Annotated in this window: 13 protein-coding genes; 9 read left to right on the forward strand and 4 right to left on the reverse strand. The window is 64.3% G+C overall.

Going from position 1 to position 17,338, the window contains the following annotated elements:
• Positions 1-45: 45 nt before the first annotated feature.
• Complete coding sequence (locus AC16JP_RS09260; RefSeq protein WP_484340327.1) at positions 46-1,254, forward strand: acetate/propionate family kinase; 1,209 nt, start codon at positions 46-48, stop codon at positions 1,252-1,254.
• 83 nt (positions 1,255-1,337) lie between these two features.
• Positions 1,338-3,710: a phosphoketolase family protein gene (locus tag AC16JP_RS09265; protein ID WP_484340328.1), complete on the forward strand. Its 2,373-nt coding sequence runs from the start codon at positions 1,338-1,340 to the stop codon at positions 3,708-3,710.
• A 100-nt stretch (positions 3,711-3,810) separates the two neighbouring features.
• Here AC16JP_RS09265 and AC16JP_RS09270 read toward each other — a convergent pair whose 3' ends face one another.
• From AC16JP_RS09270 to AC16JP_RS09280, 3 genes are all read right to left on the reverse strand, one after another.
• Positions 3,811-5,562 (reverse strand): DUF3363 domain-containing protein, encoded by a 1,752-nt coding sequence (locus AC16JP_RS09270; protein WP_484340329.1) that lies wholly within the window; start codon positions 5,560-5,562, stop codon positions 3,811-3,813.
• Positions 5,563-5,835: 273 nt separating this feature from the next.
• On the reverse strand, positions 5,836-7,041 hold the full coding sequence (locus tag AC16JP_RS09275) for a tyrosine-type recombinase/integrase (RefSeq protein WP_010792627.1): 1,206 nt from the start codon (positions 7,039-7,041) through the stop codon (positions 5,836-5,838).
• A gap of 218 nt (positions 7,042-7,259) precedes the next feature.
• Positions 7,260-7,460: a hypothetical protein gene (locus tag AC16JP_RS09280; RefSeq protein ID WP_484340330.1), complete on the reverse strand. Its 201-nt coding sequence runs from the start codon at positions 7,458-7,460 to the stop codon at positions 7,260-7,262.
• Between the two features lie 340 nt (positions 7,461-7,800).
• Here AC16JP_RS09280 and kdpF point away from each other — a divergent pair, with 340 nt between their 5' ends.
• Positions 7,801-7,881: a K(+)-transporting ATPase subunit F gene (kdpF, locus tag AC16JP_RS09285; RefSeq protein WP_484340346.1), complete on the forward strand. Its 81-nt coding sequence runs from the start codon at positions 7,801-7,803 to the stop codon at positions 7,879-7,881.
• Positions 7,882-7,890: 9 nt separating this feature from the next.
• Here kdpF and AC16JP_RS09290 read toward each other — a convergent pair whose 3' ends face one another.
• Positions 7,891-8,028, reverse strand: a complete 138-nt coding sequence (locus AC16JP_RS09290; protein ID WP_484340331.1) for a hypothetical protein — start codon at positions 8,026-8,028, stop codon at positions 7,891-7,893.
• Between AC16JP_RS09290 and kdpA the strand changes: the two genes are divergently transcribed.
• The 6 genes from kdpA (at position 8,015) to AC16JP_RS09320 (ending at position 17,269) form a co-directional block, all read left to right on the forward strand.
• Positions 8,015-9,718: a potassium-transporting ATPase subunit KdpA gene (gene kdpA, locus AC16JP_RS09295; protein ID WP_484340332.1), complete on the forward strand. Its 1,704-nt coding sequence runs from the start codon at positions 8,015-8,017 to the stop codon at positions 9,716-9,718. The genes AC16JP_RS09290 and kdpA overlap by 14 nt on opposite strands.
• A 31-nt stretch (positions 9,719-9,749) precedes the next feature.
• Positions 9,750-10,406 (forward strand): potassium-transporting ATPase subunit KdpC, encoded by a 657-nt coding sequence (gene kdpC / locus AC16JP_RS09300; protein ID WP_484340333.1) that lies wholly within the window; start codon positions 9,750-9,752, stop codon positions 10,404-10,406.
• A gap of 60 nt (positions 10,407-10,466) precedes the next feature.
• Complete coding sequence (gene kdpB, locus AC16JP_RS09305) at positions 10,467-12,500, forward strand: potassium-transporting ATPase subunit KdpB (RefSeq protein ID WP_484340347.1); 2,034 nt, start codon at positions 10,467-10,469, stop codon at positions 12,498-12,500.
• A 55-nt stretch (positions 12,501-12,555) separates the two neighbouring features.
• Positions 12,556-15,261 (forward strand): DUF4118 domain-containing protein, encoded by a 2,706-nt coding sequence (locus AC16JP_RS09310; RefSeq protein ID WP_484340334.1) that lies wholly within the window; start codon positions 12,556-12,558, stop codon positions 15,259-15,261.
• Entirely contained in the window at positions 15,233-15,946 is a 714-nt protein-coding gene (locus tag AC16JP_RS09315; RefSeq protein ID WP_484340335.1) for a response regulator, read from the forward strand. Before AC16JP_RS09310 ends, AC16JP_RS09315 begins: the two co-directional genes overlap by 29 nt.
• Positions 15,947-16,069: 123 nt before the next feature.
• Complete coding sequence (locus AC16JP_RS09320; RefSeq protein WP_484340336.1) at positions 16,070-17,269, forward strand: outer membrane beta-barrel protein; 1,200 nt, start codon at positions 16,070-16,072, stop codon at positions 17,267-17,269.
• Positions 17,270-17,338: the final 69 nt, after the last annotated feature.

Genomic DNA, 17,338 nt, shown 5'->3' on the forward strand with positions numbered 1-17,338 from the left:
CGCTGACACGCATTTGTCCCAGGCCGGTTTGTATGGGGCATCACGATGAGCAACTCCCAGCCGAGCCTCATCCTGGTGCTCAATTGCGGCTCCTCAAGCATCAAGTTCGCCTTGTTCGATGCACAGGCGTGCCCGTTGCCGCGCCAGCCGCTGTGGCACGGCATGGTGCAAGGGATTGCTGGGCCCGCGCCTGAGTACAGCGACAGTGGCACTGCGCAGCAGCGCATCCATCTGAACCACGAACACCCTCACACCGCCGCTCTGGCGTTGATTCAAGCGCGCATCGTGGCCCGACTCGATGGCCGCCGCATCGTGGCCATCGCGCATCGTGTCGTCCATGGCGGCAGCAGGTACTTCGAGCCAACCGTGGTGACCGATGGCTCCATCGCGGAGCTGCGGGCCTTGATTCCTTTGGCGCCGTTGCACCAACCCTTTCCCCTGAAGGCCATGAGTTTGCTGTTCGAGCAGTGGCCCGGAATTGTTCAGGTAGCGTGCTTCGATACAGCCTTTCACCGCACGGCGCCGAAGGTGGAGCAGATCCTGCCGCTGCCGTACTCGGCCTGGGAACGCGGTCTGCGCCGCTACGGCTTTCACGGCCTTTCATACGACTACATGAGCCATGTCCTGCCCGAGCGCCACGGTGATCTGGCACGCGGCCGCACCATCGTCGCGCACCTCGGCAGCGGGGCCAGCCTGTGCGCGATGCAGAACCTGCAAAGCATCGCCACCACGATGGGATTTTCCGCGCTCGACGGCCTGATGATGGGCACCCGTACCGGCTCGCTCGATCCGGGCGCCCTGCTCTACCTGATGGAGATCGAAAAGCTCTCACTGGAAGAAGTAGGCCGCACGCTCTACAACCAGTCCGGCCTGCTCGGTGTTTCCGGGATTTCGGCCGAGCCGCGCGTGGTGGTGAAGCACGAGAGCGATTCCGGCGAAGTCGGCGAACGCGCCCGCATCGCGTTGGCGCTCTACGTGCGCCGTATCGTGCGGGAGATTGGCGCACTGATCGCAGTCATTGGCGGCCTGGATCTGCTCGTGTTCACTGCCGGTGTCGGTGAGCACAACGCCTTCGTGCGCGAGCGCGTCTGCCGCGACCTGGCATTTATCGGCATCAAGCTGGATGCCGATGCCAACGCCATCGATGCCCCGGTTATCTCCACCACCGACAGCCGGGTGCTGGCCGCGGTGGAGCCTACCAACGAGGAATGGATCACAGCGCGCTATACGCAGGATTTGATAGGCGGCGCGTGATGTCCCAGCCAGGCCGAGCGCGCTCAACTCAACTGACTCTGTAGCCACGCAGGGATTCATCGACATCAAAGAGGGGAAATCGCATGACCACCGCTTCCACCATCCGCCAGTGCTGGCTCGCCGGCCACGGCCCCATCGTCCATCGCGACGAGACCATCAAGCGCATGGAAACTCTGGTGGCCCGTTTGATCGTCGACGGCCGTGTTGCCGACGAGACGACGGCCTACACCCTGCTTGCCGCCGCCGACCGCCTGAGCTGCGTGGCCATGAACGTGGTCGCGCACATGACCTATGCGCGCCGCATCGACCTTTCCGGCGCGGCGCTGTCAGCCGAGGACTTCAAGCCCACGCCCGAAGGCCACACCGGCGGCTCGCTGAACATGGTGCAGGCCTTCGTCGGCTACCTGCTGGCCAACGCGCTCACCGGCAGCACACGCGGCTGGATCATGGGCCAGGGCCATTGTGTCGCCGCCATCGAAGCGGTCAATGCGCTGACCGGCGATGTCTCGCCCGCGCAGCGGGGCCGCTACGACCGCAGCGAGCAAGGCCTGTCGCGCCTGTGTGCCGATTTCTATTCCTATGCCATCGATGCGCAGGGCCGCCCGGCCGTGCCGCTGGGCAGCCATGCCGGCCCCAACACCGCCGGTGCCGTGTCCGAAGGCGGCTACCTCGGCTTTGCCGAACTGCAGTACATCCACATGCCGCTGCCTGGCGAATCGCTGGTCGCCTTCCTCAGTGACGGCGCCTTCGAGGAGCAGCGTGGCCCGGACTGGGCGCCGCGCTGGTGGCGCGCGCAAGACAGCGGCTTCGCTGTACCGGTGATGATCCTCAACGGCCGCCGCATCGAGCAGCGCACCCAGATCATGCAGGAAGGGGGTGCGCAATGGCTGGCCGACGACGTGCGCCACAACGGCTTCGACCCGGTGATCGTCGATGGCCGTGACCCGGCCGCGATCGCCTGGGCAATCGTCGAAGCCGAGGGCGCGCTGCGTGCGTTTGCCGCCGATCCGGATCGCCGCTATCCGGCGCCTCTGCCCTACGTGATCGCCGAGACCGAGAAGGGCTTCGGCTTTCCCGGTGCTGGCAGCAACGTCGCGCACAACCTGCCGTTGGGCGGCAACCCCCACACCGATGTCGCCATGCGTGGGCGGTTCAACGAAAGCGCGGCTGCGCTCTTCGTTGCTCCGGTCGAACTCGACGCGACGCTCACCGCCTTCGCAACCCACGCCGCCCAGCAGCGCCCGCTGGAAAGCGCGCATCCGATGGCGCACCGCCACCCCGCTGCGCCCAGGCTGCCCGAACCGCGCTGGGAAATATCAGGCAGCGAAGGCAGTGCGATGACGGCGCTGGATCAGTGGTTCGTTGAATTCGCCAAAGCCAATCCCGAGCTGCGCATGCGCATCGGCAACCCTGACGAATTGGCCAGCAACAAGATGGGCGGCACGCTGGCGCTGCTCAAGCACCGCGTCAACGAGCCCGAACCCGGCGTGCCCGAGGATTTGCACGGCGCCGTCATCACCGCGCTCAACGAAGAGGCCGTGGCCGCCGCCGCACTCGGCAACAAGGGTGGATTGAACCTGATCGTCAGCTACGAGGCCTTCGCCGTAAAAATGCTCGGCCTGATGCGGCAGGAAATCATTTTCGCCCGTCACCAGCGTCAGGCCGGCCAGCCCGCCGGCTGGCTCTCGGTGCCACTCATCGTCACCTCGCACACCTGGGAGAACGCCAAGAATGAACAGTCGCACCAAGATCCGACGATCGGCGAGGCCCTGCTGGGCGAAATGTCGGACACCTCGCGCGTGTTGTTCCCGGTGGATGGAAACACGGCCGTCGCCGCGCTGCGCGACGTCTATGCCGGACGCGGGCAACTGGCCTGCCTGATCGTTTCCAAGCGCGACGTGGAGAACCGCTTTGATGCCGAATCGGCGCAACGCCTGGTCCGTGACGGCGCAGCCCATCTGATCGGTGACCCCGCCGAGGCCGAAGTGCAGCTCATCGCGCTGGGCGCCTACCAACTCGACGAAGCGGTCAAGGCGCAGCAGCACCTCGCCAAGATGGGCAAGCGCGCCTGCGTCACCGTCATCCTGGAACCTGGCCGCCTGCGCATCCCGCGCGACGCCATGGAAGCGGAATTCGTCGATGACGACGCCACCGTCAGCACGCTGTTCCCGCAAGGCCTGCCGCGTGTGATCCTCACCCACACGCGCCCCGAGCCCATGCTCGGCATCCTGCGCCGCATCGACAACGGCCCGGCCAAGACGCATGCCCTCGGCTACATCAGCCGCGGCGGCACCTTCGATGTCCCCGGCATGCTGTTCGCCAACCGCTGCACCTGGGCGCATACGGTGGATGCCGCAGCGACCGTGGCCGGCTGGAATCGCGAAGCGCTGCTCGACCATGCACAGCGCGCGGCTCTTGATGGCACCGGTGATCCCAATGATTTATTGAGCCCGTGAGTCAGGTACGCGAATCCTGTGCCGGATATGAAGTGCGCCGACAGCACTGCCCGGTGATATACCACAGAGGCGTCACGATGATCTTTGTCTTGGGGTAGTTTCAGCTGATCGACATCCCACGCCCCCGCCCCATATCCCACGACGCAACGCCGCCGCGCATAGTCGCCGCAATCTGCTGCCCCAGCCGCTGCTCGATCACCGGCTTCCACGGCACTAGGCTGAACCCCATGCCGTCATCGAGCATGGCGTAGCGCCCGCTGGCGAGCATGACACTGCGCCGGTAGATGCCAGCCACGCGCTGGCCGTCGGCAACCGGGCGATGCTCCAAGCCAGTTTCGGCGGCAATGTCCTTGGCGGCCTGTGCCAGTTCCCGGTTGCGCAGCGTGCCCAGCAGGTTGCGCGCCAGGATCACGCGCTGCCCACGCCGCTCGGCCAGTCCCTGTTCGGCTAGGAAGTCGGCGCGCTGCTGCATCGCCTGCTTGGCCTCGCCGCCAAAGCCCAGGTCGCCTAAGCCCGAGCCGCCGCCGATCAGTTGTTGGTCGAGCCAGGTAGCGCCGATGACTCGGGCCTGCCGCTCGATGGGCAGATGCGATTTCAGTTCCACGGCCACGCCGCCCAGGCGCTGCGCGTCGTACTTACGGCCACGCTCGGGCAGATCGTCCGGCACCTTCCATAGACCTTCGGCCACGCGCTCCACGATGCCTGCCCGGCGCAAGGCTTCCAGCCGGCGGACGTGAGTTGCCACAACCTCTTGCGGATCGCGGCCGGGCACGGCCTGGCCCTGGGCGATGGCAAGGTGATGGTCAGTGCGGTACAAGCCACCGCTCGCCAGCGCGGCGATGTTCTTGTCGGCTGCGCGCACGTCGACCGATCCTTTCACCTCCACCACGGCGCCGCTCGGGTAGTTCGCCAGCTCGTCGCGAGCATTGAGCGCGACGTAGTGGGCTTTGCCGTCCACGCCGTCGATGACCAGATAGCCCCGGTCGTGCAGTTCGTCGGCCAGCCCCTTGGCGGCCACGCGGCCGAGGATGGTTCGGCCGTCGTCGCCTGGCTCGAACATCGCCAGTTCGCGCGGTTCGCCGCGCATGGCCCGCTGCATGGTGCGGATGATGTCGCCGCGTTCGCCCAGGGAACGCAGCGTCTTCTCGGCATCGGTATGGACGGCCCAGGTGCCGGACTGCACCTCGTCGGCCAGGCCCAGGCGCTGCAAGAGTTGCAGGCGGCCGATCAGCAGCAGGCGCTGGCGTTGCAGCCGCGGTTCGTTGAAGCGTTCGATCTGCACTCGGCCGTTGTCGCCAGCCTCACGCTTCAAGGTGCGATCCAGGCTCGTCCACCGCTCCTGCCCCACCTCGCGCTGCAAGGTCTGCTGGATCTCCAGCTCAGTGCGCGGCCCCAGCCATTCGGTCGCCAGCTCGGACGCGCGATGCCGGAAGCCATTGGCGATGTAGTCGCCCGCGATGATGAGGTCTTTGCCCGTGTCGTCGCGCCCACGCACGATCAGGTGGGTATGCGGGTTGTCGGTGTTCCAGTGATCCACCGCCACCCATTCCAACCGCGTGCCCAGGTCGGCCTCCATGCGCCCCATCAAGTGCCGCGTGTAGGTGCGCAGGTCTTCCAGCTCCGCGCCATCCTCCGGCGAGAGGATGAAGCGGAAGTGATGCCGGTCATCGGCGCAGCATTCCTTGAAAGCGTCGAGGTCGGCGGCATCGGTCTGCGGCCCGTAGGCTTGGCCCGGCTCGCCATCGCGGCCCACGCCATCGCGCTCGATGTAGCGCAGGTGCTTGGCGAGCGATTGCGGGCTGGCCCGCTGCTGGTTGAGCAGCAGCGTCTTGATGGTCACGCGCCGCGACATGGGTGTCAGCTTCGCCCCGGCGAAGCGTGCCGCTGTGTGGCCGCGTCCCAGGCGCGAGCCGGGCCGCTGGCCTGTACCCCTCCCGCCAGGACGACGCACCGACGACTTGCCGCTGCTGGCCTTGGATGCGCTGGCCGATGCGCCAGAACAGCAGGGTCAATTCCGCATTGACTGCCGAGGCGGTGCGCTGCCGCGCCGCCTCGATCAGCGCCCGAATGTCGCCCAGCAGCACCAAAGGCGCTGTGGACGATGCAACCGATGTTTTGCGCGTGGTCATGCCACCACCTCCTCGGCATACCGCGCCCCGGTAATCGCCTTGCGCCGGTTTGCTACCAGTTCGGCCGCCTCGCGTACCGGCTTGTCCTCGGTGTGGACGTAGCGCATGAACATCGCCACGGTCTTGTGCGCCGTCAGCGCCATGCCGACCTTGACCGGGATACCTGAGTTGGCAATGTCGGTGGCCGAGCGGTGCCGGATGCCGTGGGTGCCTACGTGGCTCACGCCGGCGCGCTTGAGGATGCGTGTCCAGCCGCCGTAATACTCGCCCGTGGTCAGATGCTGCCCCGGATGGTTGGGGGACGGGAAGACGTGCGGGCAATTGTCCTGGCGCGGCGCGGTGGACAGCAGCCGGAAGGCTTCCTCGCTCAAGGGCTTGGACATGCCGCCTGTCTTGCTGTCGGGCCAGACCACGCGCCGGTTCTCCAGATCCACCCAATCCCATTGAAGAGTGACGATCTCGGAGCGCCGGCCCGCGAACTCGAATTGCAGCCGGATGGCCAGCGGCAGGATCGCGTGGTCCAGCCCCAGCCCGTCGGCTTCCAGATAGTCGAGATGCCGGAACAGCTTGCCCATTTCCTCATCGCTGATGAGGTGGGTGGCTTTGCCGTTGGGGTACATCGGGACATGGCGGCACGGGTTGGTGCCATCAGGCCGGTAACCCCACACCTCGGCCAGGTTGAACATCTTGCGCATCACGCTGAATGTGCGGTTCGCGTCCGCCGGTTTGTGCGCCATCTTCTTCATCGCCCCTGCAATATCCGGGCGCTTCACGTCCTGCACCTTCATGCGGCCGAGCAGCGGAATGATGTTGTTATTGATGCACTTCTGGTAGCCGACTTGGGTGCTGGGCTTGTTGCGCTGTTTGGAGTGGTCCTCCATGAACTTCTCGCACAGTTCCTTGACCGTGGGGGCTGCTCGGGCGGCGGCTTTGGCCGCGCCGGGGTCGCCGCCTCGGCGAACCTCGGCCAGCCACTCTTGCGCCAGCGAGCGGGCTTGTTCAACCGTCAATTCCCCGTACAGGCCCAAGGCGGGCTTGCGGCGTTCACCGGCGTTCGTGCGGTACTGAACCATGAAGACCTTGCGGCCCGCTGGTGTAACCTTGCATAGGAAGCCGGGCACCATCGTGTCCCGGAGTTCGACGGCCTGCGCCTGGGGTTGTGCCGCATCGACTGCGGACTTGGTGAGCTTGATCTTCGCCATGATGACTCCTCGGAAAGACCCGATTCCCAGGAGCCTTGTAGGGGCCAGCAGAAGGGAAGCCAGGTCAGGTTTCGGAAAGCACCGGCATATGTTGAACTCGCCTAAGTTATTGATAAACCTGCTGTATCGGGCTTCGGCGTAGTCCAGCAAAGTTCGGTGCTGGAGTCATGGTGAAATGAAAAAGCCGCGCGGGCGCTGTGCCCACGCGGCCTTGTCGTTCAAACCGTGGCGATCAGTGCGCCGCAGCTTCCAGCGGCTTCCTGGCCGGTATAGGCGAGAGGCACGTTCGGGGCGTCGTCGAGCCAGCTTGGTACCGCCGGATCATAGATATTCCAGCTTCCTACAAAGATGATTCCCGCGCTTGCTGCGCCTGCAGCAGCAAAAGTTGTAACGCCGACAAGATATTTGAACATCCCCATCAAAATATCCCCTGTATAAAATCGGATTTCGCTTGGCGAAATAGTCATGGAACTGACCCAATTTTTTGCTGACTGTCTGAAACGATACTGTCAAAAATTTTCTACGTTAACGGCGCTATCTTTTCGACGGCTGACGCGATCCGCTGCGCGGCGCTGATGCCCGGACGCGGTTTTTTACGCAGTCCTTACACCGACACCGCAAAACGCAACGCTACCCTTGCGCGGGCAACGGTAGAGCCAGCCGACATTCCAGTTTGAAATGCGGAGTCGGACTTATGCCAATCACTCGTCGATCGAATGAACCGCCTGCCAACGCGTCACGGCCATGAGCGCGTCCTTCATGGCGTGGCTCTCGGGGGCCAGCGCAATCGGGCTGTTATTCTATCTGCTCTACGCGCTCGTAAAGCCTGAGCGTTTCTGAAACGGCAGGTCATGTCGTCACCAGCATCGGATGTTTAACATGGGTGATTTCATCTTCATCGCGATAACCTTTGGTTTCTTTGCAATAACGGCCGGATTTCTTCTGGCTCTGGATCGTATCTGAGGGGCGCATCATGGGACGGGACATCGTTCAGTTCATTCTTGTTCTTTCTGTCATGTGCGCACTCGTGCTGCTGCTTGGCAAGTGGATAGCGCATTTGTTCACAAGCGCGCGCCACACCATTGCCGAACGTGCCTGTTACCGGGCGCTTGGTGTCGATCCGGCCGAACGCATGTCGTGGAAGCGCTATGGCATGGTGCTGTTGCTCAGCAATGCTGCGATGATGCTGCTTGGCTACGCGATCCTGCGGTTGCAGCAGTTGTTGCCGGGCGATCCGCTGGCGCGGGCGTCGCAGGCGCCAGACCTCGCGTTCAATACTGCCGCGTCGTTCACCACCAACACCAACTGGCAGGCATATTCCGGGGAAACGAGCCTTTCCAACCTGTCGCAGATGGCGGTGATCACGTTCCTGATGATGGCCAGCGCTGCCACCGGTGTGGCCGCAGCGGGCGGCTTCATGCGCGGGCTGGGGCGGCAGAGCGCCGCCGACATCGGCAACTACTGGGTAGATTTCACGCGCGTCGTGCTGCGCCTGCTGCTGCCGCTCAGCTTTGTGATGGCGCTGGTCTATGTCTGGCAGGGCATGCCGCAGACGCTGGGTGCCGAGGCCATTGCGACCACCCTCGAGGGCGCGCGCCAGCAGCTGGTCGTCGGCCCGGTCGCAAGCCTCGAGTCGATCAAACACATCGGCACCAACGGCGGCGGCTTCTTTGGCATGAACGCGGCGCACCCCTACGAGAACCCGACGCCGCTTACAAATACGCTGCACATCCTCAGCATGCTGCTGATCCCTTCGGCGCTTACCTATGTGTTTGGCTCGATGATCGCCCGTCGTCGTCAGGGCTGGGCGTTTCTGGCTGCGTTTCTGGTCATTTTCGTTGGTTTCCTGGCGCTGGTTTACGGCGCCGAACGCGCCGGCAATCCGCTGCTGGGGCCGATGGCAATCGATCAGGCACAATCTGCCACGCATGGCGGCGGCAACATGGAGGGCAAGGAGCTTCGGTTCGGTATCGCCCAGACCAGCCTTTTCGTGACAACGACGACAGCCGCGACGACCGGTTCGGTCAATGCCATGCACTCCTCGCTGACGCCGCTTGGCGGGCTGGTGCCGATCGCGCAGATGATGCTGAACAACGTGTTTGGCGGTGATGGTGTCGGCCTGATCAATCTTGTCACTTATGCGATCCTGACGGTGTTTCTTGTCGGCATGATGATCGGACGGACGCCCGAGTTTCTGGGCAAGAAGATCGAGGCGCGGGAAATGAAGCTGGTGATGCTGGCGGTGCTGGCGCACCCGATGTGCATCCTCGGCTTCACGGCGGTTGCATGCCTGCTTCCATCGACGCTCGACAGTCTGTCGAACATGGGTCCGCACGCCTTCTCCGAGGTGCTTTATGCCTATACTTCGGGAACGGCCAACAACGGCTCTGCGTTTGCCGGCTTCAACGCGAACACGCCCTTCTTCAATACGACGATCGGGCTGGCGATGCTCGGCGGGCGTTACCTGACCCTGTTGCCGATGCTGGCGGTCGCCGGGGTGCTGGCTGCCAAGAAGGCGGTGCCCGAAGGCCCCGGCACCCTTTCGACCGAGACGCCGTTGTTCACCTCGCTTCTGGTGTTCGTGATCATCGTGATCGGCGGGCTGACCTTCCTGCCGGCCCTCGCACTCGGCCCGGTTGCCGAACATCTGCTGATGCAGTCCGGCACGACCTTCTGAAGAAAGATATTCCATGCCAGATCCAAATCATATGTCCGAAAGGGCAGTCGCCTCGGCCACCCGCGGTATCGCGCGCCCGGTTATCGTGTCTGCCTTTCTGTTCATGGCCGTCACCGGGATTGCCTACCCGCTGGCGACGACAGGGGCTGCGGGGATACTGTTTCCCCGGCAGGCGGGTGGCAGCCTGATCGAACGCGACGGCCAGGTCGTCGGGTCGAGCCACATTGGCCAGCACTTCACCAGCCCGGCCTATTTCCATGGCCGCCCAAGCATGACGACCGGCCCGTCGCCCGACGATCCCTCGAAAACCGTCGATCAGCCCTATAATGCAGGGTCGAGCGCGGCCAGCAATCAGGGCGTCATCAGCCGCAAGCTGCTGGACGCGGTTGCGGCGCGGGCCGAGGCCTATCGCGCGGAAAACAGCCTTTCGCCTGAGACGCCGGTTCCAGTCGATGCGGTGACGGCATCGGGTTCCGGCCTCGATCCGCATATTTCGGTCGCCAACGCGCGGTTGCAGACCGCCCGTGTGGCGGCGGCGCGCGGCATGTCGCTGGATGCGGTCGCGGCACTGGTCGCGCGGCATGTCGCGGGCCGGCAACTCGATGTCCTCGGCGACCCGAGGGTCAATGTGCTCGAGCTCAATCTTGCGCTGGATGCGGCGGCTGGCGCCCGTCCGGCGGCACAATAGGAAAGCGGTGCTTTCATGTCTCAGGATGCAATGATGACGCATGGTGGAGCGGTCAACGGAATGCCGAAGCCCGTGCGCTGGACTTCGGTTGCCACCGAAGCATTTCGCAAACTGTCGCCGCGGGTTCAGGCAAAGAACCCGGTCATGCTGGTCGTCTATCTGGGCAGTATCCTGACCACATTATTGTGGGTGCAGGCGCTGGGCGGAAACGGCGAGGCGCCGGCCGGTTTCATCTTCGCGGTTGCGGTCTGGCTGTGGTTCACCGTGCTGTTCGCCAATGCGGCGGAAGCGTTGGCCGAGGGGCGGGGCAAGGCGCAGGCCGACGCGCTGCGCGCAACCCGGCAGACGGTGATCGCCCGGATGCTGAAAGAGCCGCGCCGGGACAGCGAGTCCTGGCCGCAGCCGAGCGACGAACTGGATGTGGGCGCGTGGCTGCTGGTCGAGGCCGGCGAGATCATCCCGGCAGATGGCGAAGTCGTCGAAGGGGCTGCATCGGTCGACGAGTCTGCGATCACCGGGGAATCCGCGCCGGTCATCCGCGAGGCAGGCGGTGACTTCTGTTCGGTCACGGGCGGCACGCGGGTGCTGTCGGACTGGATCGTCATGCGCGTGACGGCAAAACCCGGCGAGGCGTTTCTGGATCGCATGATCGCGATGGTCGAAGGCGCGCGGCGCGGCAAGACACCGAACGAAGTGGCGCTGACCATTCTTCTGGTCGCGCTGACGCTGATTTTCCTGCTGGTATGCGTGACGCTGCTGCCGTTCTCGAGCTTCAGCACCATCGTTGCAGGTGGCGGCTCGACGATTGGCATCACGGTCGTGATCGCGTTGCTGGTCTGCCTCATCCCGACGACGATCAGCGCGCTGCTGTCGGCTGTCGGCATCGCCGGCATGAGCCGGATGATGAATGCGAACGTGCTGGCAACATCGGGCCGTGCGATCGAAGCCGCAGGCGATGTCGATGTCCTGCTGCTCGACAAGACCGGGACGATCACGCTGGGAAACCGCGAGGCCAGCGGCTTTCACCCGGCGCCAGGCACCGACGAGCGCGCGCTGGCCGATGCGGCGCAACTGGCTTCGCTTGCCGATGAAACGCCCGAGGGGCGATCGATCGTCGTGCTGGCGAAAAAGCTGTTCGGTATCCGGGGCCGGGAACTGCACGGCGCTGAAGCCATCGCCTTTACCGCGCACAGCCGGATGAGCGGCATCAATATCGACGGGCGGCAGGTCCGCAAGGGCGCGGCAAGCGCCATCCGCGCACACATCGAAGCCGCCGGCGGGGTGTTTCCGCAGGAAGTATCGACGGTCGTCGACGAAGTGTCACGGCGCGGCAGCACACCGCTGGTGGTAAGCGAGGGCGTGCATGTGCTGGGCGTCGTCGAACTGAAGGATATCATCAAGGGCGGTATCAAGGAACGCTTCGCCGAATTGCGCGGGATGGGGATCAAGACCGTCATGATCACCGGCGACAACAAGCTGACGGCAGCAGCGATCGCGGCCGAGGCCGGCGTCGATGATTATCTTGCCGAAGCGACGCCCGAGGACAAGCTGCGTCTGATCCGCGACTATCAGGCGCAGGGGCGGCTGGTCGCCATGACGGGCGACGGCACCAACGACGCTCCGGCGCTGGCGCAGGCCGATGTCGCAGTGGCGATGAACAGCGGCACGCAGGCGGCGAAGGAGGCAGGGAACATGGTCGACCTCGATAGCAACCCGACCAAGCTGCTTCGCGTCGTCGAGGTGGGCAAGCAGATGATCATGACGCGTGGCGCGCTGACGACCTTCAGCATCAGCAACGATCTGGCCAAATATTTCGCCATCATTCCAGCGGCCTTCATCGCTACCTATCCGTCGCTTGGTGCGCTGAATGTCATGGGCCTGCACAGCCCGTCGTCCGCGATTCTGTCGGCGGTCATTTTCAACGCGCTGATCATCGTGGCGTTGATCCCGCTGGCGCTGCGCGGCGTTCGCTACCGGGCGGAACCGGCGGCGCGGCTGCTGGGCCGCAACCTGCTGATCTATGGTCTGGGCGGGATCATCGCGCCGTTCATCGGCATCAAGGCGATTGACCTTCTGCTGACGCCGTTCTTCTGATCATATCGGCAGGCAGAACGGATCGGGCCATGGTTACGGGGTTGGAAGCACGGAAATGACAGACCAGCGGCCCAACCCCGACGATCTTCTGGAGGTTGTGAACGACGAGAGCCACCGCGCCGGGCGCGGACAGTTGAAGATTTTCTTCGGCGCCTGCGCCGGTGTCGGCAAGACGTTCGCCATGCTGCAGGCCGCGCGGCAGTTGCACGACGAGGGGGTCGCGGTTGGCGTCGGCGTCGTCGAGACGCACGGGCGCAAGGAAACGCAGGCGCTGATCGATAGGCTGCCGGTGCTGCCGCGCAAAACCCTTGCCGGTAACGGCAGGGATGCAGCAGAATTTGATCTCGATGCGGCGCTGCAATCCGGCTATCAGGTGCTGATCGTCGATGAACTGGCGCACACCAACGCCGCCGGCAGCCGCCATACCAAGCGGTGGCAGGACGTCGAGGAACTGCTGGACGCCGGGATCGACGTTTATACGGCGCTCAACGTCCAGCATCTGGACAGCCTGAACGATATCGTCGGCGGCATCACCGGCATACGCGTGCGCGAAACCGTGCCCGACCGCATCTTCGATGCGGCGACCGATGTCGTGCTGGTCGATCTGCCAACCGACGACCTGCTGGCGCGATTGATCGCCGGCAAGGTTTATCTGCCGGTCTCGATCGAGCGGGCGCGGCAGAACTTCTTCCGTCGCGGCAATCTGATCGCGCTGCGCGAACTTGCCCTGCGCCGTGTGGCCGACCGGGTGAACGCCGATGTGCGCACCTATCGTGTTTCCCACGCGATCAAGCCGGTATGGGCGACGCGCGAAATGCTGATGGTGTGCGTGCGCGCGGAACGATCGCAGGAGCGGCTGATCCGCGAAGGCGCGCGCCTTGCCGAACGATTGCAGGTGAAGTGGATCGTCGTCCACATCGACCAGCCGCACCAGGCCGACGACGCCGGCTCGCGCGATACGCTGCTGCATCTGGCGAACACCGCCGAAGCCGCCGGCGCCGAGTTCGCCAACGTTCCCGGTCAGGACGTGGCCGAAACCCTGCTGGACTATGCCCGCAAGCGCAGCGTTACCAAGCTGATCGTCGGCAATCCGCCGCGCGGGCCGTTTGCGCTGCTTCGGCCCGGCCTGCCCGAGCGGCTGGCGCGCGAGGGGCCGGAACTGGGGCTGATCCTGCTGAGCGTCGACGATGCGTCAGCGCCTGTTCCCGGCAAGGCGGTGGGTGCGTCGCGCGGATATGTGCAGAAGCTGGTGGTGGCGACGCTTGCCTGTGGCGCAACGACAGCGTTCGCAGTTGGTCTGCTGCGCCATTTCGACCCGTCGAACGTCGTCATGCTGTTCCTGATGACGGTGGTGTTCGTGGCCATCCATCTGGGCCGCATCGCCGGTGCTTGGGCGGCGCTGCTTTCGGTTGCCTGCTTCGACTTCTTCTTCATCAACCCGACGCTTTCGTTCGCCGTCTCGGATACGCAGTATTTTTTCACGTTCGCGCTGATGCTGGCGGTGGCCATGGTGATCGGGCAACTGGCTGCGCGCATGCGGTCCGAAGCGCGGGCCGCGCGATCAGGCGAAAGGCGGGCGACGGCGCTTGCCCGGATTTCGCGCGATCTTTCCCGCGTGATCAAGATCGAACAGGTGATTGCGATCTGCCGCGACACCGTCACGCCGCTGATCGGCGCGCCGGTCGTTCTGCTGCTACCAGATCGAACAGAGCGACTGTTTGCGACCGAGAGCCACGCGCTCGTCGATCTGTCGGTTGCGCAGTGGGCGTTCGACCACGGCCAGGAAGCCGGGCGCGGCACCCAGACGCTGAACGCTGCCAAAGCGCTGTATCTGCCGCTGAAGGCGTCGATGGCGACGAGGGGTGTGCTTGCCGTCGTGCCGACGGACGCGCCGCTATCGAGCGACCCGGACGACCGGCGCCTCATGGATGCCTGCTGTTCGACGATCGGTCTTGCGCTTGAACGGCTGCATTTCGTCGATATCGCGCAGGAAACGATGGTGCGGATGGAGGGCGAGAAGTTCCGTAACACGCTGTTGTCGGCCGTGTCGCACGATTTGAAAACTCCGCTGACGGCGATACGCGGGCTTGCCGAAACGCTGGAACATCCGGGCGTCCTGTCCGAAGCGGACCGGACGGACCTTGCCGGATCCATCCGTTCGCAGGCCGACGAGCTGAAGCGGCTGGTCAATAATCTGCTCGACCTTGCGCGGATGCAAAGCGAGGGGGTGCGTTTGAACCGGGAATGGCATCCGCTCAGCGAAATCGTCGGCAGCGCGCTGGCACAGGCCGGGCCGCTGCTGAAGCCCAGGGTGGTGCAGGTCAGCCTGCCCGCCGATCTGCCGCTGGTTGAAGTCGACGCGACACTGATCGAGCGTGTGCTGATCAATCTCTTTGATAATGCGATGAAATATACGCCGCCGACGGCGCGGATCACGGTTCGCGGCGGCACATCGGGCGACGCGATATATCTGGCGGTCGAGGACGATGGGCCTGGCCTGCCGACGACCGATCCGGAAGGTCTGTTCAAGCTGTTCGCGCGGGGCCAGAAGGAACCAGCCACCGCTGGTGTCGGCCTTGGTCTGGCTTTGTGCCGCAGCATCATATCGGCCCACGGCGGGACGATCAGCGCGTATGGCCGGGCGCCGCATGGTGCCACCTTCGAGATCAGGCTGCCGCTTGGCACGCCCCCGGACATCAGAAGCGAGGCAGAATTCAGCAATGGGATCACCGATGACCAAATCCCGCATCCTGATCGTTGAGGATGAGGCCGACATCCGCCGTTTCGTGCGGATGGCGCTGGAAATGGAAGGCATGAGCGCGTTCGAGGCGGGAACCGTGGCCGAAGCGCGCATGAACGCTGCAAGCCGCCGTCCGGATCTGATGATCGTCGACCTGGGCTTGCCGGATGGCGACGGCAAGGCGCTGATCCGGGAAATCCGCACATGGACTTCGGCGCCGATCGTCGTGCTGTCGGCCCGCGAGCAGGAGGCCGAAAAGGTTGAGGCGCTGGATGCAGGTGCCGACGACTATCTGGTAAAGCCGTTCGGAGTGCCCGAACTGCTGGCCCGCGTGCGCGCGCAGTTGCGCCGCCTCAGCGTGGTGTCGGCAGGGGCCAACAGCTCTCCTCTGGTCCGGTTCGGCAAGGTGTCGATCGACCTCTCTACCCACGAGGTGCGGCGTGGCGACGAGGCGGTGCATCTGACCCCGAATGAATACCGGCTGCTGACCGCGCTGATCCGTGGCAACGGCAAGGTGCTGACACACCGCCAGTTGCTGCTGGAAGTCTGGGGGCCGGGATATTCGGAGCGCGCCCATTATGTGCGGATCTATATGGCGCAACTCAGGCAGAAGCTTGAGGACGACCCATCCCAGCCGGCCCACCTGATCACCGAACTGCAGGTCGGGTATCGGTTGTCGGGGCTGGAGGTTCCTTCGTCGTACTGACCGCCGCCCGCGCACCCGCATTTTTACATGAAATTTACGGGTCTGCCAAAATTCGCATGTCTCTTTTACACGGCAAGCCATAGAGGCTTCGTGCCGGCGGGTGGTCGGCACGAGGACCGAACCATGACCATTGCCACGCGCTATTTCCGAATGTCTTCGCCACTCACGTTGGCCGCTTGCGCGGGCGCGATCGCAACGCCGTTGCCAGCAAGCGCCGAACCATTGCCGGCACCAGCGTTTTCCGGGCCGCTCAATCCCAATCCGGAGCCATTGTCGGTCGATGCCGGGCCGCTGGGATCGGTCGTCGTCACCGGCCAGTTGACAGCAATCGCAGCAACCCAGACCAACGCTTCCCGTGCAGGCGGTATCGGCAGCACGCCGGCATTCGCCGACATCGCCAACGGGCAGATCGAAGTGCAGACGACCGGCGGGCCGATGCAACTCTATCTGCAGGCCGGGCTGTATGCGTTGCCGTCGCTGGGCGTTCCGCATCTGCGTTCGACCGAGGCGACGGACCTGCTGTATGGGGCGGTTCCGGTGGCCTATGCCAAGGCTGTCGTGTCGCCGGAACTTTCCGTTCAGGCCGGCCTGCTGCCGACGCTGGTCGGCGCTGAATCGACCTTCAGCTTCCAGAACATCAACATCGAGCGCGGCCTGCTGTGGAATCAGGAGCCGGCCGTCAGCCGGGGGGTGCAGGCAAGCTATGCAAAGGGGCCGGTTGCGGCGACGATTTCACTGAACGACGGCTATTTTTCCGGCCGCTTCAACTGGATTTCGGGCAGCTTGTCTTACACGTTCAGCCCGACGACCACGTTGGCGTTCATAGGCGCAACCAGCCTGTCAGGAAACATGAAGGCGACGGTCGCGACCCCCCTTGTTCAGAACAATGGCCGCATTTTCAATCTGATCCTTACCCAGACCAGCGGCCCGCTGACGCTGATACCCTATCTGCAATATGGCCATGTGGGCCGCGACGAGCGGGTGGGTGTGCATCGATCCGCCGAAAGCTTTGGCGGCGCGCTGCTGGCAAAATATTCCCTGGGCAGCGAATGGGCGATCGGTGGCCGGGCCGAATATCTTTCGACATGGGGTGGCGGCTGCGGTGCCGACCCCGGCTGCACGCCGACCAATCTTCTCTATGGTGTCGGTAGCAGCGCATGGTCTGTTACCGTCACGCCAACATGGCAGCGCGGTCGCGTTTTTGCGCGGGGTGAATTGTCGTTCACGCGGATCGGCAACCTGACCCAGGGCTTCGGGTTCGGCCCGGACTTCGACCGGCGCGATCAGGCAAGAGCAATGGTCGAAACCGGCATCCTGTTCTGACCGGAGGGCAAACACAGGCTCGGCGCCAGCCGTGCTGCCAATGCGATGACCGGCTGGTTTTTAATGGAA

Source organism: Sandaracinobacteroides sp., assembly GCF_057137845.1.

Bases quoted from the DNA above. Each gene is read 5' to 3' on its own strand.
- AC16JP_RS09260 (WP_484340327.1), top strand. From the start codon at position 46: ATGAGCAACTCCCAGCCGAGCCTCATCCTGGTGCTCAATTGCGGCTCC.
- AC16JP_RS09265 (WP_484340328.1), top strand. From the start codon at position 1,338: ATGACCACCGCTTCCACCATCCGCCAGTGCTGGCTCGCCGGCCACGGC.
- AC16JP_RS09270 (WP_484340329.1), bottom strand. From the start codon at position 5,562: ATGTCGCGGCGCGTGACCATCAAGACGCTGCTGCTCAACCAGCAGCGG.
- AC16JP_RS09275 (WP_010792627.1), bottom strand. From the start codon at position 7,041: ATGGCGAAGATCAAGCTCACCAAGTCCGCAGTCGATGCGGCACAACCC.
- AC16JP_RS09280 (WP_484340330.1), bottom strand. From the start codon at position 7,460: ATGGGGATGTTCAAATATCTTGTCGGCGTTACAACTTTTGCTGCTGCA.
- kdpF (WP_484340346.1), top strand. From the start codon at position 7,801: ATGGCGTGGCTCTCGGGGGCCAGCGCAATCGGGCTGTTATTCTATCTG.
- kdpA (WP_484340332.1), top strand. From the start codon at position 8,015: ATGGGACGGGACATCGTTCAGTTCATTCTTGTTCTTTCTGTCATGTGC.
- AC16JP_RS09290 (WP_484340331.1), bottom strand. From the start codon at position 8,028: ATGTCCCGTCCCATGATGCGCCCCTCAGATACGATCCAGAGCCAGAAG.
- kdpC (WP_484340333.1), top strand. From the start codon at position 9,750: ATGTCCGAAAGGGCAGTCGCCTCGGCCACCCGCGGTATCGCGCGCCCG.
- kdpB (WP_484340347.1), top strand. From the start codon at position 10,467: ATGCCGAAGCCCGTGCGCTGGACTTCGGTTGCCACCGAAGCATTTCGC.
- AC16JP_RS09310 (WP_484340334.1), top strand. From the start codon at position 12,556: ATGACAGACCAGCGGCCCAACCCCGACGATCTTCTGGAGGTTGTGAAC.
- AC16JP_RS09315 (WP_484340335.1), top strand. From the start codon at position 15,233: ATGACCAAATCCCGCATCCTGATCGTTGAGGATGAGGCCGACATCCGC.
- AC16JP_RS09320 (WP_484340336.1), top strand. From the start codon at position 16,070: ATGACCATTGCCACGCGCTATTTCCGAATGTCTTCGCCACTCACGTTG.